Raw genomic sequence first — 23,465 nt, 5'->3', positions numbered from 1 at the left:
GTAATGCGATGACTCAGGCTCCGAAGTCATTCGGAGCCAAATTCCCTATGAATCCATTAAAATACTTAAGCGGTTACAGCCCAGATATTCAACAGCAGGTACAGCAACATCTCGATGCTGGCACATTACCTAAGCTACTGTTGAAACGTCATCCTGTCATACATAGCGTTCGCAGTGATAAAGCGCTGTACGACTACACCCAAGCGATTAAAAACCAATTTTTACGCCAGTCGTCACCACTCTCGAAAGTGATCTTTGATGACAAAATTAACATTAGTCATCATGCACTTGGCTTACATTCCTATGTCGCGCGAGTTCAAGGCAATAAAATCAAAGCTAAGAACGAAATTCGCATCTCTTCACGTTTAAAACGCGTACCAGAGCCTTTATTACGTATGGTTGTCGTACACGAATTAGCCCATTTAAAAGAAAAAGATCACAACAAGGCTTTCTATAATTTGTGTACTCATATGGAGCCGGATTATCACCAGTTTGAATTTGATTTACGCTTATTATTGACCTGTATCGACGCCAACATATCCCCTTATTCCGCAGATAAAGCCGACACTTGACCTTAGTATATTTTTCGCCCACAACTTGACTGATAATAGTTTTCATTTAGAATATTGAAGTATCTCACGCTGCAGAATTCAGTAACGACAATGACGAAACAGAATATCGATAAACTTTTGAGCAAGTGGTGTAAAAAACAAGCTAAAAAGTTACTCAAAACACAGCCGAGATCTGTTCCAAGTTCAGGAAAAGCGATTCCATCCTTATCTCATCTGAACACACTGACTGATAAATCTTTGACGAATAAAAAAGCTCAGCGTAAGCACCTCACCAAATTACTCACGAAACATATTTCACAACAAGAATTTGCCCATAGCGATAAATCCGCACTCAAGAAACAGTTAAAACTGGCAAAGGCTAAGTTTATTGCCGCTAATGATGCGACATTTTCATCGACTATGATTACTCGGCTCACTCCTTTACCCACAGAACACAGCTTTGCATTACGTCCTTTTAAAAAGTCTCCCTGCGGTGGCTGCCCCGCTCTAAAAGGTAAACTGTGTAAGTGTGCATTGAAAGTTATGCAAAGACGCCAAGCAAGCTGAGAGACGCTATTTAACGCTAGGTATTTAGTTCTGTTCAGTCCCTAATAAAGAGTGCTAGTTAGCTTTAAAGGTCATCAGCTGCCAAATTGAGTCTCTTAACTGTCAAAAGAATAACTCGCTATAACACCCTAACTGAAGCTCACCACATCCGCTCTATTTATCCCCTTCTGTTTATATCGCTAGTACTGCGGATCGAATAAATTTAAAGCTTCCTTACAACTTGTAAGAATACTTGTGATAGCAGAAAAATATCTACAACAAGAAGAATGATGGAAACAAAAATGCCGATGAAATTTGCATTTCATCGGCATTGGTAAACTCTTCAAGAAAAGCCAGTACTATCGTTTATTCAGACTTGGCGAGACTTAGTTCTATTAGCCAAGGTTCATCATAGCTTCACGACTCTTCACCATATTGGTAAATGTGCGTAAGTCTTGATTCGCTAACTTGCTAGACATAGGAATATCCGCTTTTAACGGGTCAACAGGTTTACCATTGATATGGAATTCATAATGTAAGTGTGGACCCGTTGAGCGACCAGTATTACCTGATAAAGCAATCACTTGGCCTCGAGTCACTCGCTGACCTTTACGCACAAGCGCCTTAGATAAATGCAGGTAACGGGTACGGTACTTACCACCGTGGTCAATCACAATATACTTACCAGCGAACTGGTGATCAGTCACTAAACTAACAACACCATCACCAGGAGCAATCACTTTAGTCCCGATAGGCACTGAAAAGTCGGTTCCGTTATGGGGTGAAATACGGCCAGTAATTGGATGCTTACGATAAGGATTAAAACGAGAACTCATGCGGGGTTGCTTAGCTAATGGATAACGCTGGAACGCACGCACTAAACTCTGGCCCTTGGCATCGTAATAACTGCCGTCAGTATATTGAAATGCACTAATTTCAGAACGGCCTGTTTTAATACTCACGCCTAAAATTTGGCTACTGCCCGTTGCTTCACCTTCAACATATTGATCATTTACCAAAACAGAGAATTTATCGCCAACGCGTAAATCACGGGCGAAATTCAATTTTTCTTTGAGTAAATCTTCAATCCGCTGAATGTCTGCCGCAGCTAAGCCCATTTTTTGTGCAGAGACGTAAAACGAACCTTTAATATCGCCAGATATAATACGATTTTGCCAAACGCCTTCAACGTTGACTTCTTCAACATTAAAACTGCCGTCTTCATAACGTGTAAACACCACTTGGCGAGCGGCGTTAAAATAAAGTTCTAATTTCTGTAATTGGCCTTCGTTATCGAGCCAAAATTGCATTCTGTTACCAGGCAATAAGGTATCAAGTGCCAAAATATTTAAATCAGCTTCTAACACCTTATACATGGTCTGCTGATCAACACCCGCTTTCGAAAATAACCCACTTAAGGTATCACCAGAAACGATAATTCGCTCAAACTGTGGAGCGTTATTAATAAGGGCTGCTTGATCTTGGACTTCAGGTTCAGAAACTTGGGGGAGAATATTTTCAATATCGAGGACAACAGGGATACGCTGAGCAGTTGGCACAACATGACCATTATTCGGCATTAACATAGCAGCGCCAATCAACAAACCACCCATTAATAGAATGTTTTTTTGGGTCGATGATAAGTTCTGCAAACGGGTTTGCGATAAGTTGATAAAGTTGGGTTTGCCTGTCTGCAACGCTTTTCACCTTTCGTTAACTTTGCGTTTTATTTTTGAACCAGTCCCTATGAGGGAAGCCCGAATTTTTTCCAACTTATCCCAAAAATCCCATTATGACAAATGCTATTTCGTACTTTTACCTGACTATTAACAAGAAACATGCGCCAGTTGGCATTTTCAACTCAGTTTGCGCACATTATCCTAATGTTAAACACGCAAGAGTCACAATAAATAACATATACAAAACAGCAGGTTATTTATTGGACTCTGAGAGAACGAGCGACTAAGGCAAAACTATCGTCATTTCGCTCCCATGTGAGGTTTTATTGATGTCGATGCGAGTATTTATCTGCTCTTTCATCTCAGAAACGTGCGAGATCACCCCTATCATGCGGCCCGAAGACTGCAGAACCATCAAGGTTCGAATCGCCAATTCCAATGAATCTTGGTCTAAACTGCCAAAGCCTTCATCGATAAATAAGGTGTCGAGTTTGATCCCCCCGGCATAAGCTTGCACCACATCGGATAGCCCTAACGCCATGGACAAGGCCGCCATAAAACTTTCGCCGCCGCTTAAGGTTGCCACAGGGCGCACTTTTGAGGTGTAGGCATCTTCCACTTCTAACTCGAGCCCAGACGCCTTGTTGCCCTTTGCTCTATCTTCCTTACGCAGCAAGCGATAACGTCCCTTACTCATCAGATGCAGCCTATGGCTCGCTTCGAGTAACACATCGTCGAGCAGTACGCTTAACACAAAACGCTGCAAACTGATCTTATTGCCTGTTTTCCCATTCGCCACATCGGCAAGCGTGCCGATAACCGCATATTCATCATCTAACGCCTTAGCTTTCGTATCTGCAATACTGAGCTGGGTTTGGGTTTGTGTCAGTAGTACTGTTCGAGTGTGAAGTAACTGCCATGCCTGCTCTGCTGCGTATAATGCTTGCTGCGCCGACTCAAGCTCGGCAGCGAGCTTAATGCTATCGGGTGGTACTTTATCTTTGAGCTTCAGCGCTAACTGCTCGCACTGCACCTTAGTCAAAGCACTGCGCTGCTGGTAAGCCTCAATCTCGCTGGCTAATGCATGCAGTTGATCTTCATCCAGCATGGCCGCTAATAAGGCCTGTTGGTCGGTAAATCCCGCTGCGACTAATTGCTGATTGAGTTGCTGCTGGGCACGCGTTTGCTGAGCTAATGCCGCCTCTGCGGTATTTTCAGCACCATTAAGCGCCGCTTTAGCTGCAACAAAGGTTTGCCCTGTTTGTTGCTGAAGCGCCCTCACGTCAGCAATCTGCTGTTTAATCTGGCTTATCTGTTGCTGGTTTTGCGTGATTGCTACGGTTAATGCCTCAAGCGTTGCAAGCGCAGGCGGGACGCTTTGCTGCATATGCGCCAACTGCCCCTGCAATAAATCCACTTTAGATTGCAGCGCACTGTCGTGTGTTTGTCCTTGCTCCAGCTTTTGTTGCAGATGCGTTTCCTGCGCGTGCAACAATACAATTTCTTGCTGTAACTGCTGCAAATCTTGATGAGCTTGCTCAGCTTGCGTGAGTGAGAAAGCATATTGCGACAAGGTATGCGCATGTTCATCTTGAGAAATATCAACCGCTGTGCCCAATTGGGCCGCGAGATCTTGCGCTTGTTGCTGCAAGGTTTCTAACTGTGTCTGTAATCCGCGATATTCCGCTCTGGCTTTGCTCAGGACTTCTTGGGCCGTCGTTTCAGCGTCTTGGGCCAATTGCAGCGCTTCATCACTTGGGAGCGGCTCTTGGCTCTGTGCTGGCTGTGGATGGGTTTGGCTACCACAGACGGGACAAGGTTCATCTTGCTGTAATTGCCGCGCTAAAATGGCTGCCTGTCCTTGGTGCCAAGTCATTAATAAGGCTTTATGCGCAACCTGTGCTTGCTGATGCTCGGCATTGAGTTGTTGCCCTTGCGCTTTCGCATTGGCAAGTTTTGCCTGTGTCGACGATACCCTTGCCGCCACTTGTTGCCATTGCTGATAAGTCGACAATAACTGCTGTTGCTGCTGGTGCGCCTGTTGCAATGAGAGACGAGTGTCGCTATTGGCCTGCAATGGTGGCAAAGCCGATTCCAGTTCACGGCGTTTTTGGGTTGCGGCGATTAACTCATTTTTACTGATCTGAAGCTGTGCTTTAGCTTTAACTAACTGTGCATGCTCTTGCTCGAGGGTTTTATTGAGCCTATCCAGTTCTCTTAGCTGCGGCCCTAGCGCATTCAGTTGCTGTTTGGCTTGTTCCTGCTCCAGTAGCGACGCTTCCAATACGGGTAAATCTTGCGCTTTGAGCTCGGCATCATCAAAGGCTTGCTTGGCTTGAGTCAACGCCGTTTGCACATGGCTAAAGGCGAGACTGGCAGCTTTTGCTTCTTGTTCACGGGCTAAAAACACCTCAACCATAGGCGCTAAACGCTGCGCTTGTTTGGCTAAGTTCAGCTTATGGGTTTGTGCAGCGATACTTTCTTGCTGCGCCTCGAGCGCTGCTGCGGTTTGAGTTAAGGTATCAAACTGCGCAAATTCAGCCAGTAGATGCTGGGCGGCATCGCTGGCTTTAATCACTAATTGCTGCTGTTGTAATGCCTGTTCCTTAGCACTTTGAGCGAGCGCAAGTTCAGGCGTGAGCTTAGCTAATTCACGGCTTAGCTCGTCATCGGATGCTAGGCCAGCACTTTGTAAAATACCATCGCGGCGACTGCGTTGATCTTTCACTAAGCCGCTAATATCGGCAGCCTTATTTTTTAAGGTATCTTCAATCCGGCGATAAATATGCGTTTGAAATAATTGACTAAATATCAGCTCACGCGCTTTAGAGTCCGCCATTAATAATTCGCGAAACTTACCCTGAGGTAATACCATCACTTGGCGAAACTGCTCCACATCGAGCCCAGTCAAAGCTTCAATCTCAGCGGTGGCCTCGGACACTTTGCTGGCAACTAATAAGCTTTCATTGCCATCGGCGTCAATTTTAAAGAGCTGCGCTTCAGGCTTTTGCACTGTCGAGCCGTCACCGCTTTTCTTAACTCTGTCTTGCTCTGGCACCCGGCGAATACGATAGCTGTTACTACCGAGCAGAAAACTGAAAGTGACTTCTGTTAGTAAACTATCGTCGGCCATATCACAGCGCATCTGGCTGCCTTCACGCTCATTACCTGTGGTTTTGCCATAGAGCGCAAAACAAATGCCATCGAGCAAGGTCGTCTTACCCGCGCCTGTAGGCCCGTTGATTAAAAATAATGGATTGGTTCCAAGGGCGGTAAAATCAAGTGTCTGAGTCGATGCAAAGGGGCCGAAGGCTGACATTGAAAGGCTAAGGGGTCTCATGCTTGGCGCTCCTCATTGTGTAGCTTAGTCAGGAGGTCATCCATCACGGCTTGCTGTGCTTGCGTTAAAGATTCACCAGACACTTGAGAGAAAAAGTCACAGAACATATCCATCTCGCCTTTTTTGATATGATCCCGGCTCAAGGCGACTTGCTGCTGCCCCGCCATCAAGCCTGTACGCTCTAAATGCAGCACATTCGGGTAGATCGCCCTGAGTTTGCCCATAGCGTCTAAAATGGCATGTTTATCGAGGAGCCTGACCATAAGGTAATCTTCACGCTTGATATCCGTTTTACCTTGGGCGAGTAAGGTGTCTAACTCCCCTTCTAAGATGCGAACATCACGCAGCGAGGTTAACGGCAATAAACGGATATCAATCGGCGTTTGCGCGCCTAGTTCAACTAAGGTCACCGACTTGTGTTGATGTTGTTCACTAAAGGAATACTTCAAAATCGAGCCTGAGTAGCGCACATGCTCGGCGCCTTTGTATTGCGGTCCGTGCAAATGCCCAAGGGCAACATAATCAAACTCAGTAAAGAGCTTTGGCGATATTTTATCGGCGCCACCAATACTGAGCGGCCGCTCTGATTCGGATTCGCTGCCACCATCCAAAAAGCAATGGCTTATCACCACTTTGGGTAAGCCTTGGCTATCGTGCTGGCGCACTTTTTCCAGTAATACATCCATGGCCATTTCGTGGCTCGATGCCTCACACTCAAACACTTGCCGCACTGTTGCTGGTTCAGCGTAAGGCAAGGGATAAAAAACCACATCACCACTTGTGCTCGACAAAGTAATAGGATGAATGTCAGCACTCAAGGGCCCCACAATATATAAGCCACTTGCCGCCATTTGTTTTGCCGCAAACCCTAAGCGCTCGTGGCCATCGTGATTACCGGCAATCATAATCACTTGCAGGCCTAAATCTTGTACTAAACGGTTGAGTACATCATCTAACAGCGCAACCGCGTTTGCTGGCGGAATCGATCTGTCATAAATATCCCCCGCCACAATCACAGCATCCACCTTGTGCTCAGCTGCTAAGGCAATAATTTGCTCGAGCACAAAGGCTTGATCATCCAGTAATGACTGATTGTGTAACTGACGACCTATGTGCCAGTCCGAGGTGTGGATAAATTTCATAATCGCTCTTTTAAAGAAGTGGTAGCGCTAAACCTGAGTATGTACCAGCACATCAATGCAAAAAGAAGGCACACGAGATAAACACTGCACGCATATAAATCGGGTTGAATCGTATTAAATAAAAACATCGCGTTTACATGCACAGAGAAAATTGAGAAGCCTAAAAAGTGCATTGAAATTGACAAGTTATACTATTCAAAAACCTTGAAAGAGTACACCTATTGCAAAGTAGGAGGGATATTTAGATCATCTTTAGAGGATATTCTGAGCGATTTCCACCTCAGCTTCACTTTTAAGCCAAGGAGGGTATCACTCAGATAATATCAATTAACTTAAGCTTACGCGCCAAGATTAACTTATTCACCGCTTAAGGCTAAATTTATTAATAATAAACAATCTATTAGAACAATTGATATTGCGTTGCGAGGAGTTTAAAGCTCATAGCAAGGGACATAGTGACCACTAGCGGCTTGATGATCTTAGTGCCTTTAGTCACAACCAAACGTGACCCCAAAGTCGCACCAATCGCTTGCCCAGCCAGCATGACTAACCCCAATAACCAAATCACTTTGCCACCCAAGGCGAAGAAAATCAGCGAAGCTATATTGGTTGAGAAATTAAGTAGTTTTGCATGGGCAGTCGCCTTCGCCAGACCAAACCCCGCTAACGATACAAACGCCAGTGCAAAAAAGCTTCCCGTACCAGGACCAAAAAAACCATCGTACAATCCCACGCCTAAAGCAGCAGTAAAAGCAAATGCGGTAGGTGTCAGCACTTGATGCTTATCGTCTTCAGAAATCTTTTTCGAAAATAAGAAGTAACAACCAATTGCCAAAATCAAGAATGGCAACATTAATTCCAGCACTTTAGTATCGACGAGTTGAACGAGAATCGTGCCCAATGCCGCGCCGATAAACGCACAAATCAAAGCTAACTTTACGGATTTAAGATCCACTAACCCTTTGCGGACGAAATACAAGCTCGCAAAAAAACTACCACCACAGGCCTGTAGCTTATTTGTGCCTAAGGCAACCGCAGGCGGCAAGCCTGCCCACATGAGTGCAGGGATCGTCAACAAGCCACCACCACCGGCGATAGAGTCGATAAAACCAGCCACCATAGCGACGGCAAAAAGTATCGCTGCGATCTGTAGAGTCAGTTCAAATTCCATAATGATTTATTATTCTTCTGATAAAAAAGGGAGTAATTGCTGAGCATTAGACTGCGTTTGCCAAATAAACGCAAAGGAGTTATTGTCGCCACTGCGTGAGCTAAACTCACGCAAAATCTATAATCCGGTTCGGATTTGCCCAGTTATAGGAGATAAAATGTTGACCGAACTGCCGCCACTGAATTCCCTCCGCGCTTTTGAAGCCGCCGCGCGCTTGCAAAGTATGACACTGGCAAGCAAGGAGTTACATGTCACCCATGGTGCGGTCAGTAAACAAATCCGAGTTTTAGAGGATTATTTGGGTTTTGCGCTTTTTGTACGCCTACATAAAAGAGTCAGTTTAACCGATGAAGCCAAGCGCTATTTGCCCCATGTCCAAGCCGCGCTGCAAACCCTGTCAAGTGCAACGAGTGACCTACGTCGTCTGCCATCTAAGCCGCAGACCTTAGCCATCAATGTGCTGCCAAGCTTAACCATTAATTGGCTTATTCCAAGAATGGAGCAGTTTAAATCCCGCCATCCACACCTTTATGTTGATTTGTCGATTGGCGACTTTGCAGTGGACTTTAGTCAAGGCCGTTATGATATTGCGATTCGCAGCTGCACAGCCATTCCTAAGGGCGCGAATTATATCAAGCTGATGGATGAAGACTTGTGCTTAGTTTGCGCGCCATCGTTAGCGCCAAAACTGCAAAATATTGAGGATATCAATCACGTCACCTTACTAAAACACACAACGAGACCCGAACTGTGGGAATATTGGGCAGACAAAGTGGGCTTAACACTCACTCAAGCGCAATCCTTTGGCGTCGAGCATTTCTACATGCTGAGCCAAGCGGCAGCCAGTGGCATGGGTGCAGCACTAATTCCGCGATTTTTTATCGAAGAGCAATTGGCAAACGGTAGTTTAGTCATCCCCTTCGACGCCCCTTTCACTAGCCCCTATCGATATTACTTACTCACGCCCAAGTCCCCTAGCTTGCCGTTAAAAGCCCAAGCCTTTATTGACTGGTTATTAGAAGTGTTTGCCCCTTATCGCCATTAAACAACATTTGGAATTTCGCCATTCCAGCAAGGTGCAATAACGCTATATGTGCTAAATAAAGCTATGGAGTACTGAAAATAAACGCAGCAAATGAGCGCAGAAAAACGGTAATAAAAAACCACCAAGAAGGTGGTTTCAAACTCAAAGGTCAAAGCAAATCAGGATCAGTGATTGCAATGAGCACCGTGGACATGTTCATGGTCATCATCGTCCATAAACTCGTCGTCACCGTCTTGGTGTTGCATTACGCCCCAACCGTCGGTCATGCCACCGAATTCGGCAGCAAAATCATTCAACATGACTTCTTGCTCAACCAAAGTATCGTAATCAGGTACCATATTGAGGCAAACAATGATTTCCCACTTGCCCAGCTCATCATTCAGATTCAACTCAAGCTCGCCTTGCAAGTCAGAATTTGTGAGTTCTTCTAACGCCGTTTCGGCATCGCGCTGATCATCAAAAACCAAAAAGAAATCAACATCTAACTCTTTCGTTAAATCGATTCCTGCTTCAGCCATTGCGGCCAGCATTTTACCATTGTCATCATCTGGAAATTGCATATCTTGCTCCACTGTTTCAGGCTTATTCTGCCGCAATGATTTGAACTGATTCAGCATTAAAGCTGACGATATCGCCCACAATAATTTTTTTACGCTTACGAGTTTCAACTTCACCGTTCACAGTGACTTGACCTTCCTCGATAAAATGCTTGGCTTCGCCGCCAGCATTGCTCATGCCCTGCACTTTTAATACTTTGTACAATTCAATGAAATCTTCGCCAGAATGCAAAGCCAATTGATTAATTTGCGCCACTTAATACACGCCTTCTAAAAATAAACCTGCGGCATTATACCAGCACCGCATAAAATCCGCTGAAGATAATTTGGCTAGAGACGTCTTTCATCGGCAAGTAAGCCGAAGACCGATTCATCAAGCCAGTTTTCACCGACTTTGAATTGCTGCCTGAGTAAGCCTTCAAGCCTGAAGCCACACTTTTCAAGAACCCGCGCCGATGCATGATTATCTTTGGCGCAATGACCAACAAATTTATGCACATTAAAACTTAAGCAGGCCCAATCAATAACCGCCATTAAGCTCTCAGTCGCATAACCTTTGCCGTGGCCCTCTGCGGCCAGTAAGTAACCCACTTCTGCACGCTGCTCATCAAGGCTTTGACAATAAAGGCCTGTTAATCCGACAAATTGCCCTGTATCTACGGTCTCAATCACTAAGGTGAGCCAATCGCCTGAACCGTAAAACCAAGTATCGGAGCGCTGCTGAAACTTACTGCGGATCACCTCTTGCGACTCTGGCACTCGCACATAGCGATTAATCTCAGGATCGCTGTGCAACGCATAAAACTGTTCCCAGTCGCTATCTTGTAAGCTCCTGAGTTTCAATCTATCGGTGTAGAGTTCCAGCATAGTGACTCCGTGATGAGCTGATAAAACAAAAACGGCAGCAAACGCTGCCGTATCAAACAAGCTGTATCAAATAAGCCGTAAAACTTACGCGCGGCTGGTCACTTCGAGTAAATGAAAACCAAATTGCGTTTTAACTGGACCTTGCACTTCGTTTAATGGCGCGCTGAAGACAACTTCATCAAACTCTCTCACCATCATACCAGGACCGAATGACCCCAATTCGCCGCCTTGGGCACCTGATGGGCAAGAAGAGTGCGCGCGAGCAATTTGAGCAAAATCCGCGCCTTCCAATATTTGCTGTTTCAGCGCTTGACACTGCTCTTCGCTGCTGACTAACAAATGTCTTGCTGTTGCCTGGACCATAGTAAAACTCCTGTGAGGATCATGAGACATTTGCCCCAAATATCATTGATATTCCCATTAAAACATCCGTTTTAACAGGTTTTGAATCAACAGTATAAAAACTTTCTGTTGAATAAAAAAGTCTTAAAATGCCGTCATTCACATCAAAGTCAAATAACGGCATATTACGGGCTAAGCCTGTTTAGACGCTATCCAACGGTCAATTTTATTTTCCATAACCGCCATAGGTAATGAACCTGAGGTGAGGATTTGATCGTGGAACGCTTTTAAATCAAATTTATCACCCAAGGCTTTTTCAGCGCGGGCTCGCAGTGCCAGGATCTTCAGCTGGCCGACTTTGTAAGACAAAGCTTGACCAGGGATTGCCATATAGCGCTCCACTTCAGCGACTATGTCACTTTCAGCCATCGGCGAGTTATCTTTCATGTACTGAATTGCTTGTTCACGACTCCAGCCTTTTGAATGAAGACCGGTATCCACCACTAGGCGCATCGCACGCAGCATTTCATCGGAAAGCTTGCCAAAATACTGATAAGGATCAGTAAACAAGCCCATCTCAATACCTAAGTACTCAGCATAAAGTGCCCAACCTTCCTCGAATGCCGTATAACCACTAAAACGCTGGAACTCAGGCACACCAGTTAGCTCTTGCTTGATCGCAATTTGGAAATGATGCCCAGGAGCAGCCTCATGCAAAGATAAGGTCGTCATGCCCCACTTTGGCTGCGCCTTAAGATTATAAGTGTTGATATAGAACACACCTGGACGACTGCCATCCACCGCTGGTGATTCGTAAGAAGCACCCGCTGCAGATTGCTCTCTGAAACTTTCAACTGGCTTAACCACGTAATCAGCTTTAGGCATCACATTAAAGTAGTTAGGGAGCACTTGATTGATTTTATCTTTCAACACCATATAACCATCAATCAAACCTTGACGGTCGCTGTAGAAATACTGAGGTTCGGATGATAAAGAGGCGAAAAATGCCTTTAAATCGCCCTTAAAACCGACTTGCTCACGTACCTTATCCATCTCAGATAAAATTCGCGCCACTTCACTTAAGCCAATTTGATGAATTTCATCCACAGACATAGTGGTGGTCGTATGTGAGTTAGCCAGATGCTGATACCAAGCTTTGCCGTTAGGTAAACCAGACCAACCATCAGTCGCCCGCGACTTAGGTAAATAGGTTTGCTTAAAGTAATCACGCAAGTCCGTCAACGCTGGCACGATACGCTCGGCTATCATGGCTTGATAACGGGTGGTCAATTCGGCTTTATCTTGCTCAGAAAAACTCTCGGGGAAATGTTGAATGGGTGAGTAAAAAATACTCTGAGTCGCATCAGTCGTTAGCATAGCGTCTAACTGGGGAATAATGCGCTCTACTAACACCCGCGGTAGCACCACTTTACTTTCAATGCCTTGATTCATCCGATTTTCAGCAAGCGTTACCCACTTGATAAAACCATCAACCCTCTGTTCCCAATTACGATAATCATCGACAGTATTAAAAGGTTGCGCACTTTCGCCACTACCAAGCTGCACCATAGTAATGACAGTGCTATAGAACTGGCTTATCGGCATAAAACGTGAAGGGAAAGTTTCGTCAACTAACGCCATATCTCGGTCATAGACAAACAGGTCATAACTTAACTGTAGATCCGCGGGCAGTTGTTTTGGATCTATCGCGCGCACCTGGGCTAAATAGTGAGTGTTAAGATCATGGCGAGCCTTGAGGTAATCCTCAGTTAAATCACCGCCGAAATCAGCGTTATAGTCATTAACACCAACAAAAGTAGCGTAAATAGGCTCAAGCTTTAGGTAATCTTTAAAATAAGCATCCACTAGCGATAAATAGCGCTGCTCTGCTGTTTGTGTTTCGCCCTGCTCAGCAACGGCATTTGATTGACTGTTTTCTTGAACTGCCGTGGCTTCAGGCTTAGAACAACCTTGAAGGGCAAAGATTAACGCTATCGATCCTGCCAATAAACCCAATTTCATTTTATTATTTCTCCTTTTTGGCCCGCTATTGCAGAACTGTTTCTATACTTAGTTCAAGGTCTGCTATCGGAGTTAATCTATGATCTACTCGTTCCGCAACTCAGGTTTCAGGGATCCAGAAACTGGAGTCTATAACCAAACCTATTTCATGGAAGTATTCAACCGAGAATGGCATCGTCATATAAGAGAACACCAAAGCTTGGCACTATTGTATCTGTGCCCTCACATTCATGAAACCGTCAAACAACCCCATTTACTCGAATTCTTTACCAAACAAGTGCAAGAAGCACTATTAAGAGCAACAGATATGATAGCTAGACTTGATCATAATCACTTCGCACTGGGTTTATTCAACATAGATGAGGAGGGAGCTGAGGTGGTGTTAAAACGAATAGAACAACAAATTTCTGATTTCAATCAAAATTTTGGTAAAAATCATAAACTGACAATCGATTATAAACTGGCCGCCTGCATTTGCTTACCGACGCAAGAAAACAAAATCGAATCGCTCTTCAGCAATGTCAGCCAACTCTCACAAGATCTTGAAAAAAATCATGATCAATCTCAAGCTTTAATCCGCTTACAGTAAATTTTTGACATTAAATTACATCAAATAAAAAGCCCCTTACGGGGCTTTCAAATCTGATACAAAACTGCCAAGCACTTACAGTGTGATGTTATGCATACGTGCTTTCTCTTTGATATAAGAGATATAGCTTTTTGCACTCTTCTCAGTCTTTTTATCGTTGGCGGCTAATACTGCACGGTTATAAGCTGACTTGTACTGTTTCAAACTTAAATGAGCCAAAGCTAATTCGAAGTTTGCTTCGCCAGGATGATCAATACCCATAGATATGGCTTTTTCAAGCACAGGGATCGCTGCAGTGTATTGTTCATTCAAGTTCAGTAAGCGACCTTGTTTCAAGTAAGTCTTACCATCATTGCTGATAGCTGCAGCTTTACCATAATACTCAGCGGCTTGTTTAAACTCTTTTGCATTCTGATAAAAACCAGCCAAAATCTCTAGAGACTTAGCATCCTCAGCGATCAAGCCCGATTTCATATGCTTCTGATAGACTTTAGCGGCTTGATATGGAGCACCTTTCTGTGCCATCAATTGTGCTAAACGAGTAATGTTACCCGCACTATCTAAGAAACCATTTCTATAAGCTAAATCGTAAGTTGCAAGAGACTTGTCATAGTCTTCAACCATCAGATAAAACTGCGCTAATTGAACCCATAATCTGCCATCATCCGGGAATAATGGCACCATGACTTCTAACACGCCAACAGCTTTCTTATACTTCTTTTGATTGAAGTAAGAAGTTAGCTTCATCTGATATAAGCCTTTATCAGGAGTCTCAGCTAATGAAAGACCTTTATCGGCCACTTCAATCACTTTATCCCACTGTTTTAGCTCAGAGTGTGCAATACCAATACGACGATAAATTTGAGAGTCAGCTTTACAAGTAAAATCCATCCACTTGTAATAGTAAGGAATCGCTTCCTTAAATTTCTTCTCTTGTAACAGTAAATCCGCATAAAGACGCATGGTCGCAGCATGATCTGTTCCACCTAAAATATCAGCTTCAACAGCTTGTTTTAGGTACTTGATCGCAGTATCCATTTTGCCTTTCTCGGCATAAAAGTTACCTAGCATGCGTGCAACATAGGCTTTATCGAAATCGTTCTTTGCATTTGCTTCGAGCAAAATAGCAATGGCTTCGTCCAGCTGACCATTGGTATAAGCTTCAAACGACTTCTGAACTTTTTTCGCAGCGCCTTCACCTACAGCTTTAGATTGACGTTTATCGATCTCACACTTTTCAGCTGCTACCGCAGATGAAACAGATAATCCGCCACAAATAGAAAGCAATAATAGAGCTGCGATTTTATTAACATTACGCATCGTTATTTGCCTCCTTTATCTAAGGTAAAGTCCAGCTGAACCGTCTGACCTGGTTGCTTCAGTGGCTTGCCATCAACAATCTTTGGCTTGTACTTCCACTTCTTCAGTGCTCGGATCGCTTCTTTATCAAATAAACGTTTTGGCTCTGCTTGAATAACTTCAACGTCATCGATACCACCGAGTTCGTTGATAGTGAAGCGAAGTTGTACCCAACCTTCTTTACCATCACGAGCCGCAGCAATTGGATACTGTGGTTCGATACGAACGATAGGCGTTGCATCACCATCGCGAGTCATCATATTGCCTAATTTAAAACCGGTACTTGCACCACCAGCCTCTACACCACCCATATTGAACGACATTGACGTATCAATATTACTTGATGAATCAGGTGGCGTTGTATCAGGCTTCTGTGGTTGCTCTGGTGGTGGTGGTGGCTTAGGCACTACCCTTGGCTTATTCTGTGCTTTTGAATCCTGTCTATCCATAGTGATTTCAATTACAGGGGTCTCGGCCGATGTTTCGCCGCGCTGTGCGCCGCCACCGACCAAGAACGCCATAAAAGCGAACAGACCAAAAGTCACAGCAGCACCAATAATGATCGATACTAGTGCTCTTAGCATATTAATCGTTCCCCGCAGATACCGAAATTTTATCTATACCAGCTGCTTTCACTTGGTCTAGAACTTTAACAACTAAGCCGTGCATTGCGTCTTTATCAGCCTGAATCAATACAGCTGCTTCAGGAGCTTCAGCCAGCATACGCTCAACGTTTGCTGTTACACGTTCGATATCAACCTGACGGTTTTCCATCATGATCACGCCTGTTTTACTGACGCCGATAAAGATGTTAGCCGAAGGCTTTGAAGTCGCTTGTGAAGCTTTTGGTTTGTTGTAGTCCAAACCAGATGGTTTCACGAATGACGTTGTTACAATGAAGAAGATTAGCATGATGAACACGATGTCGAGCATCGGTGTCATATCAATTTGCGCTTCCTCATCTATACTGGAATGCTTTTTACGTGCCATGTTCAATCTCTCTCTAGTGGTGCGGCATGCTGTCTTTTAGCTTTTCTAAACTGATTTTCATTTTGGCATCGAGGCGAGTACTGAAGAATACTCCCGATAATGCTGCAACCATACCTGCCATCGTAGGCATAGTCGCCATTGAAATACCAGCCGCCATCAAACGAGCATTACTCGTCCCCTGAACTGCCATCACATCGAACACTGAAATCATACCTGTTACGGTACCTAACAAACCTATCATTGGACAAATTGCCACTAAGGTTTTAATAATCAGCATACGTGCATTCAAATCTTGCTTCGCTTGGGACATCCAAGCTTCACGGATGCGGTGTGCATACCAAGAGGTCGTTTCCTCTCTTGCGTCCCATGCAGCTATGATTGCTTTATGTTGCTTTGGTGATATCCAATTAAGATACCAATAACGCTCAAGCATCAATACCCACATTAAGAACAGAACACCCGCTACAAGCCAGAGGACGTCGCCTCCGGAGGCCATGAAGCCCCTGACGGAATCCCAAATGTCCATCAGGTATAGCGTCATTAGTCAGCCCTCTTCTCAGCATGTGCTGCGATAATACCAGCGCTTTGCTCTTCAAGGATCTGAACGATTGACTTACTACGGGCAACAACCACTGCATGCATTAACATTAACGGCAGAGCAGCAACCAGACCTTGAACTGTAGTGATAAGCGCCATAGAAATACCGCCAGCCATCAGTTTTGGATCGCCAGTACCAAATAATTGGATACTTTGGAAGGTTGCAATCATACCCGTCACTGTACCTAACAGACCCATCATAGGTGCGATAGCGGCCAATACTTTGATGATTGAAATACGCGCTTCCAATGCTGGAGTTTCTTTAAGAATCGCTTCATCCAATTTCAACTCTAACGTTTCAACATCAACGTCTTTGTTTTCTTGGTAAACTTTCAAGATACGACCTAAAGCGTTATTGCCAGGCTTATCGACGTTCTTACGTTGGCTATTCACGCGAGCACCAATAATCGTCATAGTGACAAGGCGTTCGATAGAGATTAATAAACCAAGTGCCAACAGAGCAATAATGATGTAACCGATAGTACCACCAGCTTCTAAACGATCTTCAAAGCTAGCTTTGTTGGTGAAGATGTTTAGCAGCACGCCGCGTGCAGGATCAACATAGAATGGCGCAGTACCCGAAGTGATTTTTTCCCAGTCAGCAACAGCGCTAACTTGGTAACCTTCTGGTTGTTGAGATAACTGCTGAATTAAACCTAACTCAGGGTTATAAACAACGTACTTGCCATCAGCAGTTAAGTTGTAAGCACCAACACGATGGATAGTCGTTGTTTTAACGCTACCGTCGATTCCAGTAACTGAACCTTCAAACTTAACAACCTTGCCAGACTCAGCCATTTCAAACAGCTGTTCTTGCCAAAATTGCTCTAGCTCTTCAATTTTAGGTAATTGTTTACGTGCACCTAAATCAGCGATGAATTTATCACGATTTGGGTATTGAGCACTGATGTTTGAGCTTGCCAGTTTACCAGCGAAATCACCGGCTTCACCTTTAACAACACCAAACATCTCACCCAAGTCACCTTGAGCAGTTTTCAGATCTTCTTCTAACTGAGCAATTTTACGCTCGTTATCTAAGAACGCTTGGTTTAAATCTTTGCCGCGTTGTTTTTCAGCCGCTAAAGCATCTTTCTCGCGCTTTAACAGTGCAGCTTTATCACCACGTTCAGCTTGGAATTCTTGCTCACGTTTACTGTTGATTTTGCCTTCTGCAGCACGTTCAACTTTAACTTGTTGCAATAATTGGTCAATCGACTTAGGCGCATCTGCAGCGCTAGCCATACCAGCAGTTAAAGAGAAACTTGCAGCCAACACAGCTGTAGTAATTAACTTCTTCATTATTGTGCAGTCTCCGCAGCAGGAATTGGTAACGCAAATAGATCTAGAGCACCTTGTTTACGGGCAATGCGGATACCTTTAGTCAGTTCACGCAAATAGCTGTCATCTAACTTATCCCAACCCTTAGATTCTGGGTTGTACATCCAGCCAGTCTTTTGATCTAAACTCTGTGCATAAAGAGCAACACGACCTAAGTTAAAGAAGTCAACCAACACTTCTTTACCATCTAGGTTTAACTTACCTTGGTTAACAGCAACCGCGCTACCATATTCACGCTCGATGCTATAAGCATCAAGGATTAAACGGTATTTTTCGGCTAAAGTCACTTCAGCAGTATTAAGAAGGTTTTTCAGCTCATTAACACGATTAGTACGTACTTCAGAGTTGAAAGGTAAATCTAATTGAACGAATTGTTCTAATGATTCAACCATTTTAAACATTAATGGCACAACACCTTGGCGAAGTTTATCAACACCATTAATGTCGCTTTGTACTGAATCCATTGTCTTTTGTTGATCAGCAACTAAGCTGGCAACGTAATCGTTATATGATTTCAGTGATTCACGCTCATCCGCGACAGAACCATACTCAAAAAGCATGTCTTGTGCTTGATCGAAATACTTATCAACATTCTTTTGCGACGCTGCAGCATCAGCATGGATCATACTATCCGCTTTCTGCACGTCGGTAAGAGGATCTGCAACCACGAAGTTGCTGCTCGCTAATGCCAGCACGCCAACAAGTGCAGTAGCGATTTTTGTTCTATTGCTTACCTTGGACATAGTTCCCAACCAATTTGAAGTGAATAAAAAGGTTTAACTTACCAGCAACAAAACGAGAAGCAAAAAATGCTCGCCGAAAAAATTACTGTAAGTTCGTCTTTCTCTTGTGATTCTTAGTTTTTTCTTCCCTTTCCTACGCCCTTACAGGCATAGACCCGCTGGCATCATTTCACAAAATGTTGACCTGTGTCAACATTTCGGCCGACTAAAAACTAGTGTAAAGATGCGCTATGAATAAAAAATTTTACGAAAGGTGTTTTTTTAAACAAAATATCACCGAAAAAGTTAATTTAATTGAGAAACCAAAATAAAATATCGATAAAAAACATTAAATTTCATAATCTTGAGATGAATCACCTTTGAACCAACTGATTTTGTTAATTAACATTTTTCAACATGAAACTAACTCAAGCAGGTAATCTTTACTTACGCCTAGACTTTAGAATAATCCTTTCTACAGAGTATTTTGCAACCTGTACCGGTCTGGATGGCTGATATTACCTATCTGCCACAGCAAAATCATGAAGTCTATTTAAGCTTGCTAACCGATGCCTAGTCACGAAAAATCCTGGGCTATCATGTTGATGATAATTTCAAAAAAGATAGTTGCTAACAGCGTACAAACAAGCACAAAGGCTGCTGCAAGATAAAGATAAACCGCTGATACACCACTCAGATCGAGGAACACAATACTGCTTAAACGCTTATCAAGCGGTTCACAGTCATCATGGCGTGACATGCTCAATGGCAGACGGATAGGACTGCTATCAAAATGCGTTAGCAGAGCGAGTAAATGGCATATTGAATAACACATAAGCTAATAACGCTGCAGGAGGCGTGACAGATGGTGGCAGAAGCTGTCGCCATATATAATCAATGACGGCCCCATTTGGCCTTAAAATACAAAACGCCCGATGATGTTCATCAGGCGTTTTAGGTAGACATAAATGTCAACTTATTTCAGGATGAAACAGAATAAAATCTATTCGCTACATTTAGAACTTCATACTTGCACGAACAAAGAAGTAACGACCTAACACATCATAAGTGTAAGGGTCAGTGTTAGAATCATTGTTACCAGTATAATAAGGAGGCTCTTTATCAAAGAGGTTGTTAATACCACCTGATAAACGAATATTATTCGTTAAATCATATGAACCTGATAGGTCATGGTAAACAACACTACCTACTGATGGAGCATAACACTTAGACTCTTTACCAATACACGCGAATGAGTCCATGCCATCAATGTAACGAGCTTCGTATGTGAAACTCCAGTCGTCGGCGGTCGCAGTGAGATTGATATTACTCTTAAGTTTCGCATAGGCTCCAGCACCACCCGTGATATAGCCACGGTAGTCGACAGCTACACCATCAGGATCGAACTCTTCATAGTTAGTTAAAATTGAAGTATCCCAACCTACTTTCCAATCAAGTCCTAAGGCATCAAATGCATAGGCCACGTTAATATCGTAACCAGAAGTGTTGGTTGCACCAATGTTCTGTAATCCGTTATCGAACTTGATACGACCGCTGTTATCGATTTGGATATTTGAAGATTGGCACAGTGCAGTGCCTGTATTAATAAGATTGCCCGTTGCATCCAAACATTGGTTTGCAATGTAGTTATTATCAACAGAAGTAATTGTGTTTGAAATCTCAATATCGTAGTAGTCAACTGTCATCGACAGCCCTTCTACGAAGCTTGGAGAATAAACTAAGCCTACAGTTGTAATATCAGCTTCTTCTGGTGTGAGTAATGGGTTACCGCCCACAGTTACTTCAGCTTGGTCTTGCTCTGTAGCAGGATGAACAATTTGTTCAAATGATGGAGATTTACCGCCATATAATTCATCGACAGTTGGAGCGCGGAATGCTGTCGATAAACCACCACGTAACATTAAGTCATCGTATACACGCCAAGTTAAGCCCAGCTTCCATGTGGTATCATCACCAAATGTGCTGTAATCAAAGTAACGCATTGCGGCACTAAGATCTAATTGCTGTACTAAAGGAATGTTACTCAGTAATGGGATGGCTAATTCAGCATAAACTTCATTTACGCTGAAATCTCCACTTGTTGGTTCTACACGAGGATCATTCGCGAGTCCTTGTGCAGTCAAAGAGTCAGGAGTGAACTTTGCAGCCTCTTTACGATTTTCATACCCAGCCGCAAATCCCATCATACCGGCAGGCAATTCAACAATATCGCCCGACAAAGTTGCTGCAACGATATCCAGCTCACTACCGCCACTGTTAACTTCAGTGTAAATAAATGGAGCAATGCTTCCCCCCTGCCATGAAGACTGAAGGAACGGATCAAACGTACCTTCCAGTACCGCAGCGTTGATTGAGCCTAAGTTGTGTAAGTTTGCTAGAGTATCGACAGAATCGTTACGGCCCTTGTTGTATGATGCATCCCAGCTCCAGCCGTTTTCGAACTCACCTTCAACACCAACAACGATACGAACAGTATCAACAACTTGATTAAAGTCACGGGTACCAGATTCTACCATTCGGCGACCATAAGCTAACTCTTCACCTGGTTTAATCCAAGGTAGTAACTCATCAGTCATCCAGCCACCGGCTGAAATAGGGTTATATACCCAAGCATCGTTATTCCAAATTGGCTGAGGCGCCATTTGTTGATTGGACCAACGCTTAGAGTACATAGCTTCGGTAAAGAAGCGAGTGTTTTCAGTCAGCTCATAAGTACCAGCGACAGTTAAATTTAGACGATCCATTGGTGTGAATAAGTAACTGTCTTTTGCGTAATTATAAGCATCATTTGCGGTGACATATTCATGGTAAGTACCGCCAAGGCCACTTAAACTTGCCGTATCACCCCAAATATGACCGCCTTGAGAATAACCACTACCACCGCAATACAGGCTAATCTTTCCATTTGCATCCGGTTTAGTTTCAGTTACAGGGCAATCAGAGAATCCGCGGTCAGCTTGGCTAGCTTCACCACGCTTAGTGTATTGAGCACCGAAAACAAGGTTACCTTTATCAAAGGTATTTCCCAATGTCATATCGATCGTTGTTTCGTCCGCGTCACCTTCAGCAGAGATCCCTGTTTGAACGTTGACTTCAAAGCCCTCAAAGTCTCTCTTAAGAATAACGTTTACCACGCCAGCGATAGCATCAGTACCATAGATAGCGGAAGCCCCATCTTTAAGGACTTCAACGCGTTGAATCATAGAAACAGGAATAGTGTTAAGGTCCACACTTGAAGCAGCTCCCGTACCAGATGCAATCATACGGCGACCGTTAACAAGCACTAAAGTACGGTTAGTACCTAAACCCCTTAAGTTAATACGAGTATTACCACCCGAACCGTTGTTGATACCTGCGTTGGTCATCGCACCACCCGCTGATGTCATTTTTTGTAAAACTTCATCCACTGAAATTGCGCCAGATGAAATGATCGCCGAAGCATCAATTACGCTCACAGGGCTAGCAGTTTCCATATCAGCACGTTTAATACGTGAGCCAGTTACAGCAATACGTTCAACTTTTGCGCCAGCTTCATCGGCTGCAAATGATAAGGGTACGTTTAACGCCGCAGCAGTAATACCACTTATCAACGCAAAACGAACTGACTTAGCTAATAAGCTATTCTTATGCATTGTCTATCTCCCTAGATATTTGTTATTTATTATTTTTTATTCTGTGTACACGCCCCCACAAAAAATCAGAGACACACACGCATTCGACACAATAAAAACACACGAGAAACATAAAATCAACAAATACAACTATTGAGTGACATATTTGTAAAGAAAAATTAAAACACCAACATAAAAACCATTTAAATACAATGAGTTATTATTGAAAGGAGAAAACACAAATAAAAGCACCACACGAAGTAAGTCTAAGGGGCTACGTCTGGATATTGGTCACAGGTAAATTATTTTTATCCAAACGAAGACTTTAACTCCGCATTAAAAATAGTAAAATCATGTATTTAGGAAAATAAATCAACTGAACTACACCTAAAATTTGTACTACTGAGTTCAGTACTAAACACTAGTAAGGATAAATGTTGCTCTACGACTGTAACTTAGAAATATGTTTCAGATTTATGCAGTAGTCTCTTAGTATCGGAAAGACAATAATCACTAACAAGCACGGAACGAGAATTACAGCATTTAGCTAACACTATAAGGCAGTGCTACATCGATTAACTGAAAGTAAAAGCACCATAGAGGACTGATCACATGTCAATAAACATGAAGTTGTGCAGAAGCTAAGTTTTACCAGAAAATGGAGCTTCAAAAAAAGTATGTGTAGCTTAAATGTAATCATTCTTGCCAGCCTTAGGTTACAACTAAGTAACAAAGAGACAATATAAAAGTCTTAATAACCAAATAGAGATATTATGAGGCGGATTAAAAAGCTGAAATAAACAAGACTGTCAATAGCAAGAATACAAAACATGCTTTAAAATCAATAATTTGGCGCAGCTGTTACAAATATATCAAAGCAACTCATTTACATGCAGCATAAAAATACAGCTAACGAACCTAATTTATATACTTGCGAAACAGCTAGGAATTTTAAAATAAGATATATACTTATATT

Annotated in this window: 20 protein-coding genes and 1 pseudogene; 5 read left to right on the top strand and 16 right to left on the bottom strand. The window is 43.3% G+C overall.

Features of this window, described 5'->3' with window-relative positions; all coding sequences use genetic code 11:
• Window positions 1-47 precede the first annotated feature (47 nt).
• Both Q4Q46_RS06840 and Q4Q46_RS06835 read left to right on the top strand, forming a co-directional pair.
• A complete protein-coding gene (locus Q4Q46_RS06840) occupies window positions 48-572 on the top strand; it encodes a M48 family metallopeptidase (protein ID WP_006081173.1) in 525 nt (174 codons plus the stop codon).
• 90 nt (window positions 573-662) lie between these two features.
• Window positions 663-1,118 (top strand): hypothetical protein, encoded by a 456-nt coding sequence (locus Q4Q46_RS06835; protein WP_311905568.1) that lies wholly within the window; start codon window positions 663-665, stop codon window positions 1,116-1,118.
• Window positions 1,119-1,492: 374 nt separating this feature from the next.
• Here Q4Q46_RS06835 and Q4Q46_RS06830 read toward each other — a convergent pair whose 3' ends face one another.
• The 4 genes from Q4Q46_RS06830 to Q4Q46_RS06815 all read right to left on the bottom strand — a co-directional run bounded on the left by Q4Q46_RS06830 (window position 1,493) and on the right by Q4Q46_RS06815 (window position 8,429).
• Entirely contained in the window at window positions 1,493-2,794 is a 1,302-nt protein-coding gene (locus Q4Q46_RS06830; RefSeq protein WP_259523674.1) for a peptidoglycan DD-metalloendopeptidase family protein, read from the bottom strand.
• A 265-nt stretch (window positions 2,795-3,059) separates the two neighbouring features.
• On the bottom strand, window positions 3,060-6,116 hold the full coding sequence (locus Q4Q46_RS06825; protein ID WP_311905567.1) for an SbcC/MukB-like Walker B domain-containing protein: 3,057 nt from the start codon (window positions 6,114-6,116) through the stop codon (window positions 3,060-3,062).
• Window positions 6,113-7,258, bottom strand: coding sequence for an exonuclease SbcCD subunit D (locus Q4Q46_RS06820; RefSeq protein WP_261272675.1), 1,146 nt, complete (start codon window positions 7,256-7,258; stop codon window positions 6,113-6,115). Before Q4Q46_RS06820 ends, Q4Q46_RS06825 begins: the two co-directional genes overlap by 4 nt.
• A 400-nt stretch (window positions 7,259-7,658) precedes the next feature.
• Window positions 7,659-8,429: a TSUP family transporter gene (locus Q4Q46_RS06815; RefSeq protein WP_220592600.1), complete on the bottom strand. Its 771-nt coding sequence runs from the start codon at window positions 8,427-8,429 to the stop codon at window positions 7,659-7,661.
• Between the two features lie 157 nt (window positions 8,430-8,586).
• On the opposite strand from Q4Q46_RS06815, the gene Q4Q46_RS06810 reads away from it, so the two are divergent.
• Window positions 8,587-9,474, top strand: coding sequence for a LysR family transcriptional regulator (locus Q4Q46_RS06810; protein ID WP_106650168.1), 888 nt, complete (start codon window positions 8,587-8,589; stop codon window positions 9,472-9,474).
• 164 nt (window positions 9,475-9,638) lie between these two features.
• On the opposite strand, the gene Q4Q46_RS06805 is transcribed toward Q4Q46_RS06810, so the two are convergent.
• From Q4Q46_RS06805 to Q4Q46_RS06785, 5 genes are all read right to left on the bottom strand, one after another.
• A complete protein-coding gene (locus Q4Q46_RS06805) occupies window positions 9,639-10,034 on the bottom strand; it encodes a ribonuclease E inhibitor RraB (RefSeq protein WP_006087411.1) in 396 nt (131 codons plus the stop codon).
• A gap of 22 nt (window positions 10,035-10,056) precedes the next feature.
• Window positions 10,057-10,287: an RNA-binding S4 domain-containing protein gene (locus Q4Q46_RS06800; RefSeq protein WP_311905566.1), complete on the bottom strand. Its 231-nt coding sequence runs from the start codon at window positions 10,285-10,287 to the stop codon at window positions 10,057-10,059.
• Between the two features lie 74 nt (window positions 10,288-10,361).
• On the bottom strand, window positions 10,362-10,898 hold the full coding sequence (locus Q4Q46_RS06795) for a GNAT family N-acetyltransferase (protein WP_107947067.1): 537 nt from the start codon (window positions 10,896-10,898) through the stop codon (window positions 10,362-10,364).
• Window positions 10,899-10,982: 84 nt separating this feature from the next.
• Entirely contained in the window at window positions 10,983-11,261 is a 279-nt protein-coding gene (locus tag Q4Q46_RS06790) for a peptidylprolyl isomerase (RefSeq protein ID WP_006081163.1), read from the bottom strand.
• Between the two features lie 171 nt (window positions 11,262-11,432).
• Window positions 11,433-13,262, bottom strand: a complete 1,830-nt coding sequence (locus Q4Q46_RS06785) for a DUF885 domain-containing protein (protein ID WP_311905565.1) — start codon at window positions 13,260-13,262, stop codon at window positions 11,433-11,435.
• Between the two features lie 79 nt (window positions 13,263-13,341).
• Between Q4Q46_RS06785 and Q4Q46_RS06780 the strand changes: the two genes are divergently transcribed.
• Window positions 13,342-13,851, top strand: coding sequence for a diguanylate cyclase domain-containing protein (locus Q4Q46_RS06780; RefSeq protein WP_006087408.1), 510 nt, complete (start codon window positions 13,342-13,344; stop codon window positions 13,849-13,851).
• Between the two features lie 75 nt (window positions 13,852-13,926).
• Here Q4Q46_RS06780 and Q4Q46_RS06775 read toward each other — a convergent pair whose 3' ends face one another.
• The 6 genes from Q4Q46_RS06775 to Q4Q46_RS06750 are packed head-to-tail and all read right to left on the bottom strand — an operon-like array spanning window position 13,927 to window position 18,878.
• Complete coding sequence (locus Q4Q46_RS06775) at window positions 13,927-15,171, bottom strand: tetratricopeptide repeat protein (RefSeq protein WP_220592595.1); 1,245 nt, start codon at window positions 15,169-15,171, stop codon at window positions 13,927-13,929.
• Window positions 15,172-15,173: 2 nt separating this feature from the next.
• Window positions 15,174-15,794 carry an energy transducer TonB gene (locus Q4Q46_RS06770; RefSeq protein WP_012088830.1) on the bottom strand — a complete coding sequence of 207 codons (621 nt, stop codon included), beginning with the start codon at window positions 15,792-15,794 and terminating at the stop codon, window positions 15,174-15,176.
• 1 nt (window position 15,795) lies between these two features.
• Window positions 15,796-16,200: an ExbD/TolR family protein gene (locus Q4Q46_RS06765; RefSeq protein ID WP_006081158.1), complete on the bottom strand. Its 405-nt coding sequence runs from the start codon at window positions 16,198-16,200 to the stop codon at window positions 15,796-15,798.
• Between the two features lie 13 nt (window positions 16,201-16,213).
• The gene (locus tag Q4Q46_RS06760) at window positions 16,214-16,741 is read right to left on the bottom strand and encodes a MotA/TolQ/ExbB proton channel family protein (protein WP_006087405.1); all 528 of its coding nucleotides are present in this window, start codon (window positions 16,739-16,741) and stop codon (window positions 16,214-16,216) included.
• Window positions 16,741-18,096 carry a MotA/TolQ/ExbB proton channel family protein gene (locus Q4Q46_RS06755; protein WP_006087404.1) on the bottom strand — a complete coding sequence of 452 codons (1,356 nt, stop codon included), beginning with the start codon at window positions 18,094-18,096 and terminating at the stop codon, window positions 16,741-16,743. The genes Q4Q46_RS06760 and Q4Q46_RS06755 overlap by 1 nt, the downstream gene beginning before the upstream one ends.
• The gene (locus Q4Q46_RS06750; RefSeq protein ID WP_220592594.1) at window positions 18,096-18,878 is read right to left on the bottom strand and encodes a DUF3450 domain-containing protein; all 783 of its coding nucleotides are present in this window, start codon (window positions 18,876-18,878) and stop codon (window positions 18,096-18,098) included. Before Q4Q46_RS06750 ends, Q4Q46_RS06755 begins: the two co-directional genes overlap by 1 nt.
• 481 nt (window positions 18,879-19,359) lie before the next feature.
• On the opposite strand from Q4Q46_RS06750, the pseudogene Q4Q46_RS06745 reads away from it, so the two are divergent.
• Window positions 19,360-19,758, top strand: a pseudogene (locus Q4Q46_RS06745) (transposase); the annotation flags it as partial.
• 115 nt (window positions 19,759-19,873) lie between these two features.
• On the opposite strand, the gene Q4Q46_RS06740 reads toward Q4Q46_RS06745, so the two are convergent.
• On the bottom strand, window positions 19,874-22,510 hold the full coding sequence (locus Q4Q46_RS06740) for a TonB-dependent receptor (protein ID WP_311905564.1): 2,637 nt from the start codon (window positions 22,508-22,510) through the stop codon (window positions 19,874-19,876).
• Between the last annotated feature and the right edge of the window lie 955 nt (window positions 22,511-23,465).

The organism is Shewanella vaxholmensis (assembly GCF_031932135.1).
Lineage (GTDB): Bacteria > Pseudomonadota > Gammaproteobacteria > Enterobacterales > Shewanellaceae > Shewanella > Shewanella hafniensis.
This window is presented reverse-complemented; position numbering and strand designations above follow the sequence as displayed.

Excerpts from the sequence above, each read along its gene's own strand:
- Q4Q46_RS06840 (WP_006081173.1), top strand. The coding sequence starts at position 48 with ATGAATCCATTAAAATACTTAAGCGGTTACAGCCCAGATATTCAACAG.
- Q4Q46_RS06775 (WP_220592595.1), bottom strand. The coding sequence starts at position 15,171 with ATGCGTAATGTTAATAAAATCGCAGCTCTATTATTGCTTTCTATTTGT.
- Q4Q46_RS06760 (WP_006087405.1), bottom strand. The coding sequence starts at position 16,741 with ATGACGCTATACCTGATGGACATTTGGGATTCCGTCAGGGGCTTCATG.
- Q4Q46_RS06805 (WP_006087411.1), bottom strand. The coding sequence starts at position 10,034 with ATGCAATTTCCAGATGATGACAATGGTAAAATGCTGGCCGCAATGGCT.
- Q4Q46_RS06755 (WP_006087404.1), bottom strand. The coding sequence starts at position 18,096 with ATGAAGAAGTTAATTACTACAGCTGTGTTGGCTGCAAGTTTCTCTTTA.
- Q4Q46_RS06750 (WP_220592594.1), bottom strand. The coding sequence starts at position 18,878 with ATGTCCAAGGTAAGCAATAGAACAAAAATCGCTACTGCACTTGTTGGC.
- Q4Q46_RS06785 (WP_311905565.1), bottom strand. The coding sequence starts at position 13,262 with ATGAAATTGGGTTTATTGGCAGGATCGATAGCGTTAATCTTTGCCCTT.
- Q4Q46_RS06765 (WP_006081158.1), bottom strand. The coding sequence starts at position 16,200 with ATGGCACGTAAAAAGCATTCCAGTATAGATGAGGAAGCGCAAATTGAT.
- Q4Q46_RS06815 (WP_220592600.1), bottom strand. The coding sequence starts at position 8,429 with ATGGAATTTGAACTGACTCTACAGATCGCAGCGATACTTTTTGCCGTC.
- Q4Q46_RS06825 (WP_311905567.1), bottom strand. The coding sequence starts at position 6,116 with ATGAGACCCCTTAGCCTTTCAATGTCAGCCTTCGGCCCCTTTGCATCG.
- Q4Q46_RS06820 (WP_261272675.1), bottom strand. The coding sequence starts at position 7,258 with ATGAAATTTATCCACACCTCGGACTGGCACATAGGTCGTCAGTTACAC.
- Q4Q46_RS06795 (WP_107947067.1), bottom strand. The coding sequence starts at position 10,898 with ATGCTGGAACTCTACACCGATAGATTGAAACTCAGGAGCTTACAAGAT.
- Q4Q46_RS06770 (WP_012088830.1), bottom strand. The coding sequence starts at position 15,794 with ATGCTAAGAGCACTAGTATCGATCATTATTGGTGCTGCTGTGACTTTT.
- Q4Q46_RS06835 (WP_311905568.1), top strand. The coding sequence starts at position 663 with ATGACGAAACAGAATATCGATAAACTTTTGAGCAAGTGGTGTAAAAAA.
- Q4Q46_RS06790 (WP_006081163.1), bottom strand. The coding sequence starts at position 11,261 with ATGGTCCAGGCAACAGCAAGACATTTGTTAGTCAGCAGCGAAGAGCAG.
- Q4Q46_RS06780 (WP_006087408.1), top strand. The coding sequence starts at position 13,342 with ATGATCTACTCGTTCCGCAACTCAGGTTTCAGGGATCCAGAAACTGGA.
- Q4Q46_RS06740 (WP_311905564.1), bottom strand. The coding sequence starts at position 22,510 with ATGCATAAGAATAGCTTATTAGCTAAGTCAGTTCGTTTTGCGTTGATA.
- Q4Q46_RS06810 (WP_106650168.1), top strand. The coding sequence starts at position 8,587 with ATGTTGACCGAACTGCCGCCACTGAATTCCCTCCGCGCTTTTGAAGCC.